Below are 17,244 nucleotides of genomic sequence, written 5' to 3' on the forward strand. Positions count from 1 at the left end.
AACTTATTTAAAAACATAAAATCCCATTTCACCTGTATAGTGAAATGGGATTTTATGTTTTAGACAAGTCTGCTTCCACCGTTCGACATAGCTTGGGTAATTACTTCCGTCAGCAATGATTTCCTTGGGTAGGGATTGTTGAATAAACCTTTCCAGGTTTATTTTTGGGGATTGTGTTATTACATACATTGAATTGGGCTCCGCTTGGGTATAAACTCCTGTGCTATCAATTATCAGTAAGGACCTTCCCTCAATCGTATAACTATTTTTAAGAGGAGCGTAATTAACTTGATCGATTCTTTCTTGCACCCTATAATTTTCAAAAAGACGTATGGCAGTTGCGGAATCTGATGTCATTACGTTTAAAGTATGTCCATTTCTATGGAACAACACCGAGTTTTTTACTTGATGTAGAATAATGGCTTCCTCCTTATCTCCCGATGTATAATTTTGAAATATCACATATAGTTGAAATATTAGAACGAAACCCAAAAAGTACATAACACGTTTATAAGCAACATTGGTTAGGCTATAAATAAGGGTGCCAATAATCAAGTATCCAAGAAATAATTGTACGTTATCAAAGGAAATGGATTTTAGGACAAAAGCCTCCTGTTCCGCAATCCAGCCTACCATTTTATTCATGAGCCCAATAACCTCATTATAAAACCAAATCAATGGGCGGGGTGCTATCTCTAAAAGTGATAAAAGAATGATCAATATGCCCATTCCCAATATCAGTCCTAAAAAAGGGACAATGAGCAAATTGGAGATAAAGAATAATCCCGGAAATTGATGGAAATAAAAGAGACTAATGGGTAAAACACCCAATTGAGCCGCAACACTTACAGATAACAATTGCCATAAATACCGAACTATTTTGTTTTTAGGAAACCACCATTGCTGTAAAAGGGGATATATCCAAACAATGGCAAAAACGGCTGCATAGCTCATTTGAAAGCCTACCTGAAACAATAGATTTGGGTTGATGGCCAATAATATAAAGAACATGGACAATGCCAGGATATTAAAGCTATTTGAAGGCCTGTTCAGGTACATCGCGTAGGCTACAAAACTAAACATAGTGCAAGCCCGGATTATTGAAGGTGAGAGGCCTGCCAAAAATGCAAAACCCCAAAGAAGGACCACACTTATTGTCAATACCAAGATTCGGCCATGGGGAAGAAGGTTTAAAGGTCTTAGCAGAAACTGTATCAAAAGCAGCAAAATTCCTATATGGAGTCCAGAAACGGCCAAGATATGTACCGCTCCTGCATCTACATAGTTGGTATAAGTTTCTTGGGAAATGGTATCCCGTTCTCCCAAAAGTAAAGCCTGAATGATGGATAACTGTTCCCTTCCAAATTGCTCTTGGGACAACTTTTTAATGATATTGGAGCGTAGTTGTTGTGCATGACCAATTAAAGTCCTGGAGGGGTCTGGGGAGCTGAACGAATTTTCATCGGTTAGCCTAACGGAATGGTACACCCCAAAATGACCCATATATTTCCTAAAGTCAAATTGATGTGGGTTTAAAGGTGATTTTATATCCAATATTTTTGATCGTATGAACAGTTCATCGTCAACTTGAAAAGAGTTGGAAGTGCTATCTATAGGTTGATTTACGAGAATATTTCCCGTGGTTTTTTTACCGTCAACCCTTAAAACAGTGGCCAAATACGATTGTGAAAATGTATTGGGTTTAAGAACATCATATATTTTTACCTGCAGTAAAGGGGGAGAGGTTTCTGTAATTTTACTAAAATGGCTATCGTGGTTAATGGGTTGTGATTCTGTGAATGAGAATATCCCTAGAAAAATGACCGTTATGGCGGCAGCTAATTCAAACCCTAAACCCAAATTCTTTTTCTGAACAAAGATATACCCAAGAACGAACATGCTTATAAGTAAGAAGCAGAAGGAATACCCTAGGGGTACCGGAAAAAGATAACCTAATAAAATGCCTAGAATTAGTAATAGCGAAAGCTTAATAGGGGCATAAGCTAGCAATTTCATGCTATAGTATTCTGGTGGCCTTTACGAAGGCCTGGTTCCAGAAACCTTCGCGTAAAGAGGAAACGGTTACACCTCTAGAGGTGGATGCATGAATGAATTTGATTTCATCATCCTCAACCGTTACTACCATACCCACATGATTGATTCTTCTTGAGGTTCTACTGGTTTTGAAAAATAAGAGATCTCCTTTTTCAATATCCTTTACCCTTATCTTTTTGCCCTCTTCCGCCATGCGTATAGAAGTCCTTGGAAGTTTCACATCGTGTTCACTAAATGAAACATAAAGTAGTCCGGAACAATCCATTCCTTTTCGGGTTGTTCCCCCATACTTGTAACGGACACCCGAAAATGTAAGGGCGGTATTGATGATATCATCCGCTTTTGTGGCGTGCCTTTCAGAGATTCGTTCTGAAACGTTCAGATTTTTTGAATCTTCCGTCAGGTTATTCGTGTTATTCCGTCGTGCTTCATCAGCAGCCGCAACCGAGATAGTTCTATCATTTGGGCTGGCCTTTTTTTTGGAACTTCCACAACTGGCAAATAAAAGAAGTAGTAGAATAAATGAATAATAGCGCATGGATTTCAAGTAGTATCTCTTACTTGAACATCAAAATTATGTAATTATTTTGTAAATGCCTGATTTGGACTAAGATTTGGCATTTGCCACAATTAAGGATGCCGCTTTTTTACTGGCGCCCGATCCTCCCAATGTCCTTTGGAGTATTTTGTAATCCTTGAGAATCTCTTCCCTTTTTTTTCCAGATAGGATGGCTTTCAATTCTTTTTTCAATCTACTGGGATTCAAGTTGTTTTGGATAAGTTCTGTAACAACCTCTTTTTTCATGATGAGATTTACCAAAGAGATATACTCCAAAGAAATTATTCTTTTTGCAATTTGATAGGATATCCAGTTGGCCTTATAGCAGACCACTTGTGGAACTCCAAAAAGAGCCGTTTCCAGTGTGGCTGTACCGCTGGTAACCAAAGCTGCGGTTGCAATGGATAATAGGTCGTAGGTCCTATTTTTTACCATTTTTACGTTGCTGCCCTCCAAAAACGGACCGTAAAATTCAGTTTCCAAGCTAGGAGCCCCGGCAATTACATATTCATATTCGGGAAATTCCTTGGTCGTGGAAAGCATAACCGAGAGCATTTTTTGTACTTCCTGTTTTCGGCTTCCCGGCAACAAGGCAATAATTGGTTTTTGTAAATCGATTTCAAAAGCAGTCCTAAATTGCGTCTCGTTAAGTTCAGGTCTGTTGGATATGGCGTCGATTAAGGGGTGCCCCACAAAATTGACCGGGTAGTTATGCTTACTTTCGTAAAAATCCTTTTCAAAGGGCAGAATTACTTGCATCGCATCAATATCCCTTTTTATCTTTTCAATTCTTCCTTCCCTGGAAGCCCAAATTTGCGGTGAGATATAATAATTTGTTCTGTAACCGTTTTCCTTGGCCCATTTTGCAATTCTTAGGTTGAAGCCGGAATAATCTATAAAAACGATTATATCCGGATTAAAACTGTGGATGTCCTTTTTACAAAACGCGATATTTTTGAAAATGGCATTAAGGTTCATCAGGACTTCCAAAAAACCCATAAAGGCCATTTCCTTATAATGTTTTACTAGAGTGCCTCCTGCCTGTTCCATTAAATCCCCACCCCAACAGCGGATTTGGGCATTGGAATCTTCTGCCATTAGAGACTTGATCAAATTGGAACCGTGAAGGTCCCCTGAAGCTTCACCCGCAATAATGTAATACTTCATCCTAAAAAACTTTGTAAAATAGAATTACAAAGGCCGTTAAAATGGTCGCAATAAGAACGCCCTTGGCACGATTGTCCCTTTTGATTCTTAGAAAACCAAAGAAAGCCAAAAGATTGAGAATAGCGCCCAACGCCAATAAACTTCCTATATGCCCTTGCGCCACGGCAGCATTATAGGTTTCAACAATGCTCAAGTCCGAGAATAAAACAATATAAGCTAAAGTACCAACGGTATTGGCTATGACCCCTACCAAAAATCCGATCAATAGTTCCTTTTTTACATTCATTTCAGGTTCCAATTATTAATATCCTGTATTGCGTGGTGGGCCGTAAGATCAAACTGGGTAGGTACAACCGAAATAAATCCGTTTGCCAAGGCCCATTCATCTGTGTCCTCTCCCTTGTCCAAAAGCTCGAACTCTCCGGTCAACCAATAGTAGTCCTTGCCCATGGGATTCGTTCTTTTGTCAAACTTTTCTTTCCAATTGGCTTTTGCTTGCCTGCAGACCTTGATGCCTTTCAAATCTTTTTTGGGCAGTTTGGGGATATTTACATTTAGGACCACTCCGTTCGGAATACCATTGATTAAAGCTTCCTTCACAATATTTTTAATATACTTTTCCGCAGGGGAAAAATCAGCCTCCCAGTTATAGTCGCATAATGAAAAGCCTATTGCAGGCACTCCCTCTATTCCCGCTTCAATGGCGGCACTCATGGTACCGGAATAAATGACGTTGATAGAAGAATTGGATCCATGGTTGATGCCGCTTACACAGATATCGGGCTTACGGTCCAATAACTCTTGAAGTCCTAGTTTTACACAATCTGCCGGGGTACCGCTACAACTGTACTCCTCTGTGCCCGTATGGCTAAGGTCCACTTGCATCTTTTTGGAGTACAAGGTGCTATCCAAGGTAATTGCATGCCCCATGCCAGATTGTGGACTATCCGGTGCAACTACTATCACATCACCTATTTCCCTCATATAGGAGACCAACGCCCTAAGCCCTGGAGCCGTAATTCCGTCATCGTTGGTGACCAATATCAAAGGTTTTTCCATAGCATATACTTTCTAGGGTAAAAATACGTTTTTAAATAGGATTTGGTGATCTGGTCGTTTAACAAAAAATTAATTCCCTGTCTCCAAATTGGCATGGTTTTTTCTTTATCTTAGAGGATTTCGACACAAAAGTTGTCCGTGTAATCCTCAAATTCAAAGGTTTTGAAAAGTAGATTTAAAAATATATTTATGAAAAGAAATTTAGCCTATGTTTTAACGGTAATGCTGGTGGCAGTAGCTTCCTGCAGTTTTACCAATAAGTCGTTTGAAAATGATGACAAGGATAAATTATTATTGGATCTAATTACGTATGTTCTGGAAAAGGGACATTATGAACCAAAGGATATCGATGATGATTTTTCCGTTAGTGTCTTTGAGGACTTCATAGATGTTCTTGATCCAACGAAAAGATATTTTTTAGCTTCGGATATTGCTGATTTTGAACAGTATAAATTTCAGATAGATGACCAAATAAAAAATACGGATATTTCCTTTTTTAATTTGGTCTATGAGCGTTTAATTAAACGAATGGATGATGCCAAGGCTATTTACAAGGAAGTACTACAACAGCCCTTCGATTATTCTGAAAATGAAAGTATAAACATTAAGTACGAAGAAGAGTCCTTTGCTTCCAGTAGAAAGGAGTTAATGGAAAGATGGAGGAAACAATTGAAGTATGCCACCTTGGGAACATATGACTCAAAGATTACCCATGCTGAAAAATCGGTAGATGAAGGTATGTCCGATGATCATGACCATAGTGCCCATACCCCGGAAGAAGCAGAAATAGAATCAAGAGAATCTACAGAGGCCACATTGGACGAGTTTTTTGATTTTGTTGACGACCTAGAGCGTAAGGATTGGTTTGTACAATACATCAATACCATAGTCGATGAATTTGACCCCCATACGTATTATTTTGCTCCAGATGACAAGGAGAAATTTGACATGAATATGTCCGGAAAATTTGAAGGTATAGGTGCCAGGCTTCAGAAAAAACCGGAAGGAGCTAAAATTGTAGAAATTATTTCTGGCGGTCCTGTATGGAGGGACCAAAGATTGGAAGTTGGTGATGAGATCATCAAAGTAGGTCAGAATGGAGAGGAACCAATTAATATTGTTGGGATGCGTTTGGATGACGCCATTAAGTTAATCAAAGGTCCGCAGGGAACTGTTGTAGACTTAACCGTAAGAAAGGTAGATGGTTCCCTCGAAGAAATTTCCTTGACTCGGGATGTTGTAGAACTTGAGGAATCCTATGCAAAATCTGCCAATATCATTCGAGGTGATGAAAAATTCGGTATCATCAATCTTCCTAAATTCTATGTGGATTTCGAGGATTACAATGAAAGAAATGCCGCAACGGATGTTGCCAAGGAAGTAGAGCGATTAAAAGAAGAAGGTGTAGAAGGTCTAATTCTTGACCTCAGGGATAATGGTGGAGGATCTTTAAAGACCGTTGTTGAAATGGCAGGTCTATTTATTAAGGATGGACCTATTGTTCAAGTTAGATCCGGAAATAAGGAGAAAGAAATCTATGATGATAAAGATGAGAGAATTCAGTGGGACGGTCCCTTGGTAATCTTGGTCAACGAACTTTCCGCTTCCGCTTCAGAAATATTGGCGGCAGCTATGCAGGATTATAAAAGAGCTATCATAATTGGCAGCAAGCAGACTTTTGGTAAGGGAACCGTACAAAATGTTATTCCGTTATCCAATATTGTTAGAAGTAACGATCACGGAGACTTGGGGGCCATAAAATTGACCACTCAAAAGTTCTATAGAATCAATGGAGGTTCCACACAATTGGAAGGTGTTAAAAGTGACGTAGTCGTACCGGATAAATACAGCTATATAGACTTAGGGGAGCGGGATCAGGCAAACCCTTTAAAGTGGGACAAAATTACTCCGGCTGAATATAAAACCTGGGATGGCTACTTGGATTACGAGGAAACGGTTGCCAAGAGTAAAAAGAGAATGGCAAACAATCCTCAAATAAAATTAATCGAGGAAAATGCCAAATGGTTAAAATCAGAACAGGAAGAAACTGAGATTCCTTTGAATTACATGACTTACAAAGAGGAAAAAGAGAAAGACAAAGAACAGTCGGATTATTTTAAGAACCTTTCAAACTATGACTCTAAATTGACCTTTGAATCATTGAAATATGAACAGGAATTATTTACTCAAGATTCCGTTTTAAGGGAAAAAAGAGATAGATGGCACAAAAACCTTGCTAAGGATGTATATGTTGAGGAAGCTGTAAATGTGCTACAAGATTTGAAAATGAACAATCTTAAAAACATAAAATTGGCTAGTAGTGTAAAGAACTAATGGTAATATAAACGTTTAAAAAGCCCCTTTGATCAAAGGGGCTTTTTTTTTATTTGGTTTTTTCAGCGTGAAGCTTCCGCAATTTTGCCAATTTTGGATTGATGACTACTTGGCAATAGCCCTGCGAACTATTGTTTTTATAATAATCTTGATGATAATCCTCGGCCTCATAGAATACGCCTAAAGGGGATAGTTCCGTGACAATGGGATTTTCATAAAGGCGAGTAATATCATTAAGTACATTTTCGGCTATGCTCTTTTGATTTTCGTTGGCATAGTAAATTACAGATCGATATTGGGTTCCTACGTCCGCACCTTGTCTGTTCAAAGTGGTTGGGTCATGTGTGGTCATAAAAATTTCCAATATATCATATAGGGAGATGACCTGTGAATCAAAAGTGACTTGAACAACCTCTGCATGTCCGGTTAAGCCAGAGCATATTTCCCTATAAGTGGGTTTGCCGGGTGCCGTTCCTCCAGTATATCCTGAGACTACTGAGTGCACTCCCTTTACCTCTTGGAATACCGCTTCCGTACACCAAAAGCAACCGCCACCAATGGTTATGGTTTCTAATTTCATATCATTCATCTACTTGGTCCTTTGTCATTTTCATGGATTCTGAATTGATGCAATATCGTAAACCACTTGGCGGTGGTCCATCTGGGAAAACATGACCTAAGTGCGCATCACAAGTATTGCAAAGGACCTCTACCCGAACCATACCAAAAGAAGTGTCCTTGATATATTTAATCGCATTATCCTCTATGGGTTGGGTAAAGCTTGGCCAACCCGTACCAGATTCAAATTTAATACTGGAATCAAAAAGAGGTGTTCCACAGCAGATACATTCATATTTTCCTGCATCATGTACGCTACACAAAGCACCGGAATGAGGTGCCTCCGTTCCTTTTTTTCGGGTAATCCTATATTGTTCCGGAGTTAGGATTTCCTTCCATTCCTCCTCAGATTTCTCTACTCTTTCATTGGGAACGGGGTTTCCATTTACTGAAAAATGAATTACATCTTTCCAAGTTAGTACCATAAATTTTCTTTTTCTTTAATCGGTTTACAGTGTAGGGCAATAGTCGTAACATCGGTCCAAAACTTACTAAATTGTCAGTAAATTTGGAAGATGGCGAGATACCCTAAAAATAGCACTATTTACTCTATTTTGATAGGAATGTGTATTGTAGGTTTTTGGGTATTTGAGAATTTTTACACCCCAAGCCCATACTCTGAAAATAGCGAGGAGAATCGTGAAAGTTCATTTCCTTTCGAGTTCTTGCCCAGCTCCACCACTGGAGACATTGTTCATCATTCCTATTTTTCACTATCGTATAACGAACCATATGAACAAGCGGAATGGGTGGCCTATACTTTGGATTGGAAACATTTAACTTATGAGGATAGGGAAAGACCATTTTTTGTAGAGGATCCGTGGGTAAAATCGAAGTCGGCAGATTGGAGAAACTACAAAGGTTCCGGATACGACCGGGGACATTTGTGCCCGGCAGGTGACCGTAGATTTTCGGAACAAGCCTATAATGAAACATTTTATACGAGCAACATCAGTCCGCAGGACAAATATTTTAATGCAGGTGTTTGGAATCGTTTGGAAAGGCACGTTAGACAATGGGCCAAGCGCTATGGTAGTGTAAATGTGATTACAGGAGGGGTATTGGAGCCGGGCCTTGAGGAAATAGGTGATGAGGATGTGGACGTGCCCAAAACTTTTTATAAGATTGTAGCAAGACAGGACAAAGGAAAACTAAAAGTAATTGGCTTTTTAATGCGGGGAGTGGAGCAACAAATACCGTTGGAAAAACTCTGTGTACCTATTGACAGTATTGAAGCCTTGACAGGGATTGATTTTTTCAAGGGTATTGACTCTGGACTCCAAAAGAAATTAGAAAGATCCGTTGATACGAAGGAATGGAAATTTTAAAAATTTTCCTTAAGCCGATTTGTATCCAGTTTTAAAAATATAAATAGCAAAAGGGTAAAGAATAAAAGTCCTGAACCCCCGTAACTAAAAAATGGTAAAGGAATACCAATAGTGGGTAAAATGCCAATGACCATACCTATATTGATAAAGTAATGGATTAGCAATATTGATATTACCCCATACCCATACATTCTGGAAAAGTCGTTTTTTTGACGTTCCGCGAGATAAATCAGCCTCAAAAAAAGAATGGAAAATAGAATAATTACAGTGGCGGTCCCAATGAATCCCCATTCTTCGCCAATCGTTGTGAAAATATAGTCCGTATCCTGTTCGGGAACAAAATCACCTTTGGTTCTGGTACCTTCCAAAAAGCCTTTTCCGAAAAAACCTCCGGACTCTATGGCTTTTTCCGACTGATACGTATTATAACCAATTGTTTTTCGTATTTGCTCCAATTTTTCAGGATCCTTTTCCAAGCGTAACCATAGGCTAAACCTGTCCCTATGTCGTTGTTCAAAAATATTGTTGAAAACAAAATTTACGGATAGGGAAAAAAGAATAATGGCAATGGAACCTATTACTAATGGAAAGATGGGAACTTTGAAGGATTTTCGCTTCACAAAAAAGAACAAAACAAGTAGTAAGAATAGACCAATGATTAACCAAATTGTTCCGAACATCAAGGTGACAATAAAAATCAAAATCAAGGCAAAACCTATGCTCAAATAGTAAAGTGGTAAACCTTCCCTAAAAATTACAAATATCAGGGAAAAGAATACGAGGGCACTTCCTGGATCGGGTTGAGGTATAATAAGCAGTGCAGGAATAAGAATAATTAAAATGGCATATAATTGGTCTTTTCTGCGCCTAAGGTCGGTTTGTATATCGCTCAAGTATTTTGCGAGGGCCAATGCCGTGGCCACCTTTGCCAATTCTGAAGGTTGCAGGTTAAAAAAACCAAGGTCATACCAAGAGGTTGCGCCAGCTATGGTTTTTCCAAATATGAATAGCCCCAAAAGGGACAGCATGGAAAACAGATAAAAAACACTTGCAAAACGCTCATAAAAATTGGCTTCCAGGGCAAGAACTAATACAATGGTTACCAGGCTCACACTAATGAAAAACAGCTGCTTCCCAGATCGTGTACCTAAATCAAGAAGAGAGGTTTGTTCCTCACTAAAAGTACTGGAATATATATTGATCCAACCTATGGAGACCAGTGCTATGTAAATAAGTATCGTAAGCCAATCTATTCTCCTTAGAACTTTACCAAACACGCTCGTTTATTTTAAATTCCTCGCCGCTATAGGGCTTTGCGTACTCATGTTCCAATGTTTTTTCTAGCATTTTCTTCTCCAAATCCTTTCGTGTGATTTCACCCTTAAGGTATTTTTCAATCATTAGAGACGCTATATGGCCCGCATAGCGGGAACCGAAATAACCGTTTTCTATATATACGGCAATGGCAATTTTTGGGTCATCGACAGGAGCAAAGGCAACAAATACCGAATGATCCGTTAACTGGGTGCGTACCCCATCAATTTTAGTAAAGTTTTCAGCGGTACCCGTCTTTCCGGCTATTTCGATTCCCGGAATTTTTAAAGGACTGGCTGTACCTTTCCTATATACATCGGCCATACCCTGAATAACAGGTTCAAAATATTGTTTATCAATTGTGGTGTGTTTGGCTTCAGTAAACCTTGGGTCTGTAATGTCTTTTCCTTCTACCTTTTTTAGAATATGGGGTGTAAAATAAAATCCTCTATTTGCAATGGCTGCCGTCATATTGGCCAACTGAACCGGAGTGGCCAAAACCTCCCCTTGTCCTATGGCATTGGATATAATATAGGAAGAGCTCCATCTGTTATCCCCGTACCACTTGTCGTAGTATTCCTTGCTTGGGATCCTTCCTTTTTGGCCAAAGGGCAGATCATAACCAAGGTAATCGCCCAGACCAAAACTCTTCATATGTTTTTCCCACACATCCATAGCTTCGTCCGTAGTATCGAACTTTTCATAAATCTTTCTAAAAACCCCAGCAAAATAGGCATTACAGGACTTGTAGATGCCACTATTTAGATTGCGCAATCCTCCTCCACAATGGCAACCCCGCTTTTTTCTTCCCACGTAAAATCCGTGATAACATTGTATAGTTGTATTCTCGTTAATGACCCCTTCCTGCAGGGCAATAAGAGCATTTACTGTTTTAAATGGTGAGCCGGGTGGCTGTTGTGCGTGGATGGAACGGTCCCAAGTAGGGTTTGCGATAGTATCGTTGTAAAGTTCTGTATAGTTTATGGAACGTTGTCTGCCAACTAGAAGGGATGGGTCATATGTTGGCCCTGAGATCATGCTCAAAATTTCTCCAGTTTCGGGTTCCAAGGCCACGATTCCCCCTCTTTTTCCTACCATTAATCGCTCGCCATACTCCTGAAGTGTTTTGTCCAAGGTTATGGTAATCTGCTTCCCTTGTTCAGGTAATGTATCCAAAGAACCATTTTTATAGGGGCCTATATCTCGATTGAATCGGTCCTTTTGAATATACTGTACACCTTTTCTGCCTCTTAATAGATCCTCATAATATCTTTCAACACCTGTTCTCCCCCTTAGCTCTCCTTGTATATAATATTTATTTTTAGCCAGATCTCCCTCATTTACTTCGCTTATATACCCCAAAACATTGGCAGCACTAGAAGTATCGTAATATCTCAAAGATCGTTTTTGAATGTAGAACCCTTTGTACTTTCTCATTTTTTCCTGCAACTTGGCATAGTCTTCCTTAGAAAGTTGAGGAATCAAGACAGAGGGTAATCTAGGAGAATATACCCTGGCTTTCGTTAACTTTTCAATAAATTTTTCCTTGTCGATACCCAGCATTTCACAAAATTCCAGAGTATCCAATGGTTTAACTTCCCTTGGTATGACCATTACATCATAGGCAGGGTCGTTTCCCACCAGAAGGTTTCCATTACGATCATAGATATAACCTCTTTCAGGGTAAGTATATATTCTTTTTATACTTGGATCTTCCAATAGTTGGTCTGGAGAAAAACTGAATATCTGTAAATAGGACAGCCTACTTAAAAAAGTGATGCCTATAATAATGATTATTGATGATAGTAAAACTCTTCTCATTCTTTCCTAGTACTGAATAACGAACTAAACAATAAACAAACTATTATGGAGGCCGCTCCTATGGTAATACTTTTTTTAAGGATCAGTAGCAAATTAGCAATACTAAAAATCTCTAACGTAAAATATATCACGTGATGTATTACAACTAATAACGCTAAAAATGTGAATTGTTGTGCCTTCGTTGAGCTATTTAACTTAAAGCTTTGAAACTCATAATTTACTCCAAAAACAAACCTCATAATAGAAGGTCTTAAATAGGCTATTGTGACTGTGGCCGCAGCATTTATAGCTAAGGTATCCGAGAAAACATCGACCAAAAGGCCAAGAAAAAAGCAGATTAAAATAAAGGTTGTTCTGTTCTTCTTTATTGGGTACCAGTAAAGAAACAAAATATAGACCATTGGATTTATAAAACCGAAAAAATTCAACCTATTGAATACAAGAACTTGTACCAAAATCAAAAGGACGAACCTTACTACATTTATAAAAAAGGTGCTATTAATCATTCGTTTCCGTTTGCTCCTGTAGTTCTATGATTTCTTCCCTATTCAGGTTTTTTATGATATAGACATTGCTGATGTTGGTCATATCATTGAAAAGGGAGACATCTATTTGATAAAAACTCTTGGATTTGTCCAAGTCGAACTTTTTTATGACCCCAATGGGGATGTTCTCCGGGAATATACTGCTCATGGCACCGGTTACTATGGTATCGCCAATAGTGAGCTGTACCAATCTGGGTATGTCCACAAGTTGTACGGTGTTGTAATCCTTGGAATCCCAGATTAAAGAACCAAAATGATTGGAGTTCTTGATTTTGGCGTTGATGTTCGATTTTTCGTTCAAGATGCTTTGCACTGTGGAATAGCCATTGGAGGTATTCTCTACAATACCAAGTATTCCTTTTGAGGTAATTACACCCATATCTTGTTCCACACTATCCTTTTCACCTTTGTCTATGGTGATGTAATTACGTTGATCTGAGTAGCTATTCTTGATAACGCGACCCCTAACTACCAAGTAGTCGTTTTCCAATGAAGATAGGGGTTGAATACTATCTGAATTTTTATTGTAAAGCTGATACCTCAATCTTTGGTTCTCCTGTAATAGTTTTTCGTTTTCCTCACGCAATCCAAAATACGATGTTGTATTGTCAAAAAAGGAATATATGGAACCCGAAAAATAATTGGCGGAGTTTAAGAATCTAGATTGATGGTATGAATGGGATTGAAAAGTGAAAATTAAGGAAATGAGCAAGAGTAAAAGGTAAAGCAAAAAGATTTTATATCTAATCAGAAAATTTATAATCTGTTGCATTCACTCTAAATTTTCATTTTTTGGAATCGATGTTGCGTATTACTTGATCAGAATACTCTTATATCTTTCCAAATTTTTCAATGCTATTCCGGTTCCCCGAACAACCGCTCTTAAAGGGTCTTCAGCTATGTAGACAGGTAAATCCGTCTTTTGGGAAAGCCTTCTATCCAAGCCTCGTAACATGGAACCCCCACCGGCCAAGTAGATTCCGGTGTTATAAATATCGGCGGCCAATTCAGGAGGAGTTTGTGATAAGGTTTCCATTACTGCATCTTCGACCCTAAGAATGGACTTGTCCAGGGCCTTGGCAATCTCGCGATAGGATATTTGTACCTGTTTTGGCTTACCTGTTAAAAGGTCGCGACCTTGAACAGATTTTTCTTCAGGGGGCGACTGTAAATCTTCGGTAGCCGAACCAATTTCAATTTTAATGGCTTCGGCAGTACTCTCGCCAACATATAAATTATGTTGGGTACGCATATAATAAATAATGTCGTTTGTAAATACATCACCGGCTATCTTTACCGATTTATCACAAACAATACCACCTAAAGCAATTACTGCAATTTCCGTAGTACCACCACCTATATCAACAATCATGTTTCCCTTAGGCTGCATGATGTCCAAACCGATACCTATTGCGGCAGCCATAGGTTCATGTATCAAGTAAACCTCTTTTCCGTTAACCCTTTCTGCAGATTCTTTTACAGCTCGCATTTCCACTTCTGTAATACCCGATGGTATGCAAATAACCATTCTCAAAGCAGGCGGAAACCATTTTTTCTTTAAAGCAGGAATGTTTTTGATGAACATATTGATCATCTTTTCAGATGCATCAAAATCTGCTATTACACCGTCTTTTAGAGGCCTAATCGTTTTTATGTTTTCATGGGTTTTTCCTTGCATCATGTTGGCTTCTTTACCAACTGCAATTATTTTTCCACTTACTCTATCCCTGGCTACAATGGACGGACTGTCTACCACGACTTTGTCCATGTGAATGATTAGGGTGTTAGCCGTACCTAAGTCTATAGCTATTTCCTCGGTCAAGAAGTCAAAAAATCCCATATGATAGTATTTGGTTATGGATTAGGGGGTGCAATACATCGACAAAAGTAGTAAATTTAATGCTTAAAATGACGTGTGCCAGTCATCACCATAGAAATATCATTTTCATTGCAATAATCTATGCTCAACTGATCTTTAATTGATCCCCCGGGCTGTATCACGCTTGTAATTCCTGCCTTGCCTGCAATCTCTACACAATCTGGAAACGGGAAGAATGCATCACTGGCCATAACCGCTCCCTTTAAATCGAAATTAAACGAGTTTGCCTTATGTATGGCCTGGTTCAAGGCATCCACTCTGGAGGTCTGACCGGTTCCGCTGGCACATAGCTGTTTGTTCTTGGTCAGCACTATAGTGTTGGATTTTGTATGCTTGCAAATTTTGGATGCAAACAAAAGATCCTCCAACTCTTGATCGGTTGGTTGGGTTTTGGTAGCATGACTTACATCTGCCAGAGCATCGGTCTTATGGTCTTTTTCTTGGAGTAATATTCCGTTCAGGCATGTTCTTACTTGCATTTCAGGCATATCTACTTCGTTCAGTACTAAAATAATCCTGTTCTTTTTCCCTTTTAAAATTTCCAAGGCATCTGCCGCATAACTTGGTGCAATGACTACTTCACAAAAAAGTTTATGAATTTCCTCCGCCGTATCCTTGTCTATTTCCTTGTTGCTGATCAGTACTCCTCCAAAGGCCGATACTGGGTCGCCGGCCAATGCATCTACATAAGCCTGATGCAATGTGTCCCTTTGCGCCAATCCACAAGCATTATTGTGTTTTAGAATGGCAAACGTAGGTGCTTCGTTCTTAAATTCTAGCATCAAGTTTACAGCGGCATCTACATCTAACAAATTATTGTAAGAGAGTTCCTTACCGTGCAATTTGGAGAACATGGCGTCAAAATCCCCAAAGAAAAATCCCTTTTGATGCGGGTTTTCTCCATAACGCAATACTTTTCCCTGTGTTTCGCTAACCTTTAGGGCCGCAATGTCATGATTTTTGTTAAAATAGTTGAAAATAGCGGAATCGTAATGGGATGATACATTGAATGATTTTGTCGCAAACCTCCTTCGTTCTTCCAATGTAGTTTCCCCTTCGTTTTTGGACATTACCTCCAAAAATTCAGCATAGTCCTCCATGGAGGAAACGCAAATCACATCCTTGTAGTTTTTGGCTGCTGCCCTGATCAATGATATACCACCAATATCAATTTTTTCAATAATATCTTGTTCCGAAGCCCCACTTGCAACCGTTTTTTCGAAAGGGTAGAGATCTACGATTACGATGTCCAATTGAGGGATGTCAAACTCTTCCAGTTGGGCAACATCGTTTTCGTTGTCCTGCCTGTTTAGAATACCTCCAAAGACTTTGGGATGCAATGTTTTAACTCTTCCCCCTAAAATGGAAGGGTAGCTAGTAACGTCCTCTACCGGGATTACATCAATACCCAGATCTTTAATGAACTTCTCTGTACCTCCAGTGGAATAAATGGTTATGCCTAGTTCTTGAAATTTCTTAACGATGGGCTCTAGGCCATCTTTATGGAATACTGAAATAAGGGCCGAGGATGCTTTTTTTGAGCTGCTCATTTGTGGGTGCTTAAGGTTAACGATTAAGGCAACAAAAGTACCTTTTTTGATGCTAAAAAAGAGTTGAGTTTATCAACAAAAACACTAAAGTTTTAAAGAATTTTAGAGACCTCGCTATTGATGAACTCCAAGAATCGCTCATCCTCTTCAGTAAATGGGTCCAACGTGTTGGAATCTATATCTATTTGTCCAATATTTTCCCCGTTGACGAATAGCGGTACCACAATTTCTGACTTAACGGTGATACTACAGGCAATGTAGTTATCCTGACCCTTAACATCGGGCACAACAAAGTTTTGGTTGCTAACCGCAACCTGTCCGCAAATCCCCTTTCCAAATGGAATGATGGTATGGTCTGTTGGCGCACCTGCGTAGGGTCCTAATTTTAGTTCTTCCTTGTCTCCGTTCCTGAAATAAAATCCTACCCAGTCATAATGGTCTATACTCTCCTTTAAGAGTTCGCAAATTTCCTGAAGTTTTATTTCCGTTGAGTTATCCGATTCTAAAATGGTAACGATTAGAGGTTTTAAGGAAGTGAACATTATAGCAAATTTTTAAGCGATAAAATTGGGGTTAAACCTTTAGAAAAACAATGGTTTTCCAATAAATTTTAATTTATACCCTTTATGGTGTAACTATATGATTAACAAATAGATAAAAAGATTAATCTTTGTTGCTTATATATTTTAGTTAATATTTTCTTAACAAAAATATCACGAATCACAATCTGAAATACATTAGCGCAAATTTCTATTAATTAGATACCAATGGCACAAGCAAAATCGGCTGGAAAACCAGCTGCAAAGCCTTCACCAGCTAAAGCTGGAAAAAAGGCTGCTCCAAAAGCTGCTCCTAGAAAGAAGTAGTCATGTTCGGGCTTATGGGATAAGTCCTTACTTTTGGAAAAATAAACCACCTTTTGTAAAGAAAGAAGGTGGTTTTTTTATGACCTGAAATAAAAAAACTGCCCAATATTTATTGGACAGTTTTTTAAATACTCATTTGCCAATGGCTA

Annotated in this window: 16 protein-coding genes; 2 read left to right on the forward strand and 14 right to left on the reverse strand. The window is 38.9% G+C overall.

The window, feature by feature from the left end; all coding sequences use genetic code 11:
* Nucleotides 1-3: 3 nt before the first annotated feature.
* From CJ263_RS10770 to surE, 5 genes are all read right to left on the reverse strand, one after another.
* Nucleotides 4-2,016, reverse strand: coding sequence for a ComEC/Rec2 family competence protein (locus CJ263_RS10770; protein ID WP_094997274.1), 2,013 nt, complete (start codon nucleotides 2,014-2,016; stop codon nucleotides 4-6).
* Nucleotide 2,017: 1 nt separating this feature from the next.
* Entirely contained in the window at nucleotides 2,018-2,593 is a 576-nt protein-coding gene (locus tag CJ263_RS10775; protein ID WP_094997275.1) for a C40 family peptidase, read from the reverse strand.
* 69 nt (nucleotides 2,594-2,662) lie between these two features.
* Nucleotides 2,663-3,781, reverse strand: a complete 1,119-nt coding sequence (gene lpxB, locus CJ263_RS10780; RefSeq protein WP_094997276.1) for a lipid-A-disaccharide synthase — start codon at nucleotides 3,779-3,781, stop codon at nucleotides 2,663-2,665.
* Nucleotide 3,782: 1 nt separating this feature from the next.
* Nucleotides 3,783-4,067 carry a hypothetical protein gene (locus tag CJ263_RS10785; RefSeq protein ID WP_094997277.1) on the reverse strand — a complete coding sequence of 95 codons (285 nt, stop codon included), beginning with the start codon at nucleotides 4,065-4,067 and terminating at the stop codon, nucleotides 3,783-3,785.
* Nucleotides 4,064-4,840: a 5'/3'-nucleotidase SurE gene (gene surE / locus CJ263_RS10790; protein ID WP_094997278.1), complete on the reverse strand. Its 777-nt coding sequence runs from the start codon at nucleotides 4,838-4,840 to the stop codon at nucleotides 4,064-4,066. The genes CJ263_RS10785 and surE overlap by 4 nt, the downstream gene beginning before the upstream one ends.
* A 189-nt stretch (nucleotides 4,841-5,029) precedes the next feature.
* On the opposite strand from surE, the gene CJ263_RS10795 reads away from it, so the two are divergent.
* The gene (locus CJ263_RS10795) at nucleotides 5,030-7,174 is read left to right on the forward strand and encodes a carboxy terminal-processing peptidase (protein WP_094997279.1); all 2,145 of its coding nucleotides are present in this window, start codon (nucleotides 5,030-5,032) and stop codon (nucleotides 7,172-7,174) included.
* Nucleotides 7,175-7,223: 49 nt separating this feature from the next.
* On the opposite strand, the gene msrA is transcribed toward CJ263_RS10795, so the two are convergent.
* Together msrA and msrB are read right to left on the reverse strand one after the other, a co-directional pair.
* On the reverse strand, nucleotides 7,224-7,763 hold the full coding sequence (msrA, locus tag CJ263_RS10800) for a peptide-methionine (S)-S-oxide reductase MsrA (RefSeq protein ID WP_094997280.1): 540 nt from the start codon (nucleotides 7,761-7,763) through the stop codon (nucleotides 7,224-7,226).
* Nucleotides 7,756-8,217: a peptide-methionine (R)-S-oxide reductase MsrB gene (gene msrB, locus CJ263_RS10805; protein WP_094997281.1), complete on the reverse strand. Its 462-nt coding sequence runs from the start codon at nucleotides 8,215-8,217 to the stop codon at nucleotides 7,756-7,758. The genes msrA and msrB overlap by 8 nt, the downstream gene beginning before the upstream one ends.
* Nucleotides 8,218-8,307: 90 nt before the next feature.
* On the opposite strand from msrB, the gene CJ263_RS10810 reads away from it, so the two are divergent.
* Nucleotides 8,308-9,120, forward strand: coding sequence for a DNA/RNA non-specific endonuclease (locus CJ263_RS10810; RefSeq protein WP_094997282.1), 813 nt, complete (start codon nucleotides 8,308-8,310; stop codon nucleotides 9,118-9,120).
* Here the strand turns inward: CJ263_RS10810 and rodA are convergent.
* The 7 genes from rodA to CJ263_RS10845 form a co-directional block, all read right to left on the reverse strand.
* Nucleotides 9,117-10,397 (reverse strand): rod shape-determining protein RodA, encoded by a 1,281-nt coding sequence (gene rodA, locus CJ263_RS10815; RefSeq protein WP_094997283.1) that lies wholly within the window; start codon nucleotides 10,395-10,397, stop codon nucleotides 9,117-9,119. The two genes, CJ263_RS10810 and rodA, sit on opposite strands and share 4 nt — an antisense overlap.
* Nucleotides 10,387-12,255 (reverse strand): penicillin-binding protein 2, encoded by a 1,869-nt coding sequence (mrdA, locus tag CJ263_RS10820; protein WP_094997284.1) that lies wholly within the window; start codon nucleotides 12,253-12,255, stop codon nucleotides 10,387-10,389. The genes rodA and mrdA overlap by 11 nt, the downstream gene beginning before the upstream one ends.
* Complete coding sequence (mreD, locus tag CJ263_RS10825) at nucleotides 12,252-12,761, reverse strand: rod shape-determining protein MreD (RefSeq protein ID WP_094997285.1); 510 nt, start codon at nucleotides 12,759-12,761, stop codon at nucleotides 12,252-12,254. The genes mrdA and mreD overlap by 4 nt, the downstream gene beginning before the upstream one ends.
* Nucleotides 12,754-13,572, reverse strand: coding sequence for a rod shape-determining protein MreC (mreC, locus tag CJ263_RS10830; RefSeq protein ID WP_094997286.1), 819 nt, complete (start codon nucleotides 13,570-13,572; stop codon nucleotides 12,754-12,756). The genes mreD and mreC overlap by 8 nt, the downstream gene beginning before the upstream one ends.
* A 39-nt stretch (nucleotides 13,573-13,611) precedes the next feature.
* Nucleotides 13,612-14,640: a rod shape-determining protein gene (locus CJ263_RS10835; RefSeq protein WP_094997287.1), complete on the reverse strand. Its 1,029-nt coding sequence runs from the start codon at nucleotides 14,638-14,640 to the stop codon at nucleotides 13,612-13,614.
* A gap of 56 nt (nucleotides 14,641-14,696) precedes the next feature.
* The gene (gene purH / locus CJ263_RS10840; RefSeq protein WP_094997288.1) at nucleotides 14,697-16,229 is read right to left on the reverse strand and encodes a bifunctional phosphoribosylaminoimidazolecarboxamide formyltransferase/IMP cyclohydrolase; all 1,533 of its coding nucleotides are present in this window, start codon (nucleotides 16,227-16,229) and stop codon (nucleotides 14,697-14,699) included.
* A gap of 92 nt (nucleotides 16,230-16,321) precedes the next feature.
* Nucleotides 16,322-16,771 carry a GAF domain-containing protein gene (locus tag CJ263_RS10845; protein WP_094997289.1) on the reverse strand — a complete coding sequence of 150 codons (450 nt, stop codon included), beginning with the start codon at nucleotides 16,769-16,771 and terminating at the stop codon, nucleotides 16,322-16,324.
* Nucleotides 16,772-17,244: the final 473 nt, after the last annotated feature.

Source organism: Maribacter cobaltidurans (genome assembly GCF_002269385.1).
GTDB lineage: Bacteria > Bacteroidota > Bacteroidia > Flavobacteriales > Flavobacteriaceae > Maribacter > Maribacter cobaltidurans.

Excerpts from the sequence above, each read along its gene's own strand:
- CJ263_RS10770 (WP_094997274.1), bottom strand. The coding sequence starts at position 2,016 with ATGAAATTGCTAGCTTATGCCCCTATTAAGCTTTCGCTATTACTAATT.
- CJ263_RS10775 (WP_094997275.1), bottom strand. The coding sequence starts at position 2,593 with ATGCGCTATTATTCATTTATTCTACTACTTCTTTTATTTGCCAGTTGT.
- lpxB (WP_094997276.1), bottom strand. The coding sequence starts at position 3,781 with ATGAAGTATTACATTATTGCGGGTGAAGCTTCAGGGGACCTTCACGGT.
- CJ263_RS10785 (WP_094997277.1), bottom strand. The coding sequence starts at position 4,067 with ATGAATGTAAAAAAGGAACTATTGATCGGATTTTTGGTAGGGGTCATA.
- surE (WP_094997278.1), bottom strand. The coding sequence starts at position 4,840 with ATGGAAAAACCTTTGATATTGGTCACCAACGATGACGGAATTACGGCT.
- CJ263_RS10795 (WP_094997279.1), top strand. The coding sequence starts at position 5,030 with ATGAAAAGAAATTTAGCCTATGTTTTAACGGTAATGCTGGTGGCAGTA.
- msrA (WP_094997280.1), bottom strand. The coding sequence starts at position 7,763 with ATGAATGATATGAAATTAGAAACCATAACCATTGGTGGCGGTTGCTTT.
- msrB (WP_094997281.1), bottom strand. The coding sequence starts at position 8,217 with ATGGTACTAACTTGGAAAGATGTAATTCATTTTTCAGTAAATGGAAAC.
- CJ263_RS10810 (WP_094997282.1), top strand. The coding sequence starts at position 8,308 with ATGGCGAGATACCCTAAAAATAGCACTATTTACTCTATTTTGATAGGA.
- mrdA (WP_094997284.1), bottom strand. The coding sequence starts at position 12,255 with ATGAGAAGAGTTTTACTATCATCAATAATCATTATTATAGGCATCACT.
- mreD (WP_094997285.1), bottom strand. The coding sequence starts at position 12,761 with ATGATTAATAGCACCTTTTTTATAAATGTAGTAAGGTTCGTCCTTTTG.
- mreC (WP_094997286.1), bottom strand. The coding sequence starts at position 13,572 with ATGCAACAGATTATAAATTTTCTGATTAGATATAAAATCTTTTTGCTT.
- CJ263_RS10835 (WP_094997287.1), bottom strand. The coding sequence starts at position 14,640 with ATGGGATTTTTTGACTTCTTGACCGAGGAAATAGCTATAGACTTAGGT.
- purH (WP_094997288.1), bottom strand. The coding sequence starts at position 16,229 with ATGAGCAGCTCAAAAAAAGCATCCTCGGCCCTTATTTCAGTATTCCAT.
- CJ263_RS10845 (WP_094997289.1), bottom strand. The coding sequence starts at position 16,771 with ATGTTCACTTCCTTAAAACCTCTAATCGTTACCATTTTAGAATCGGAT.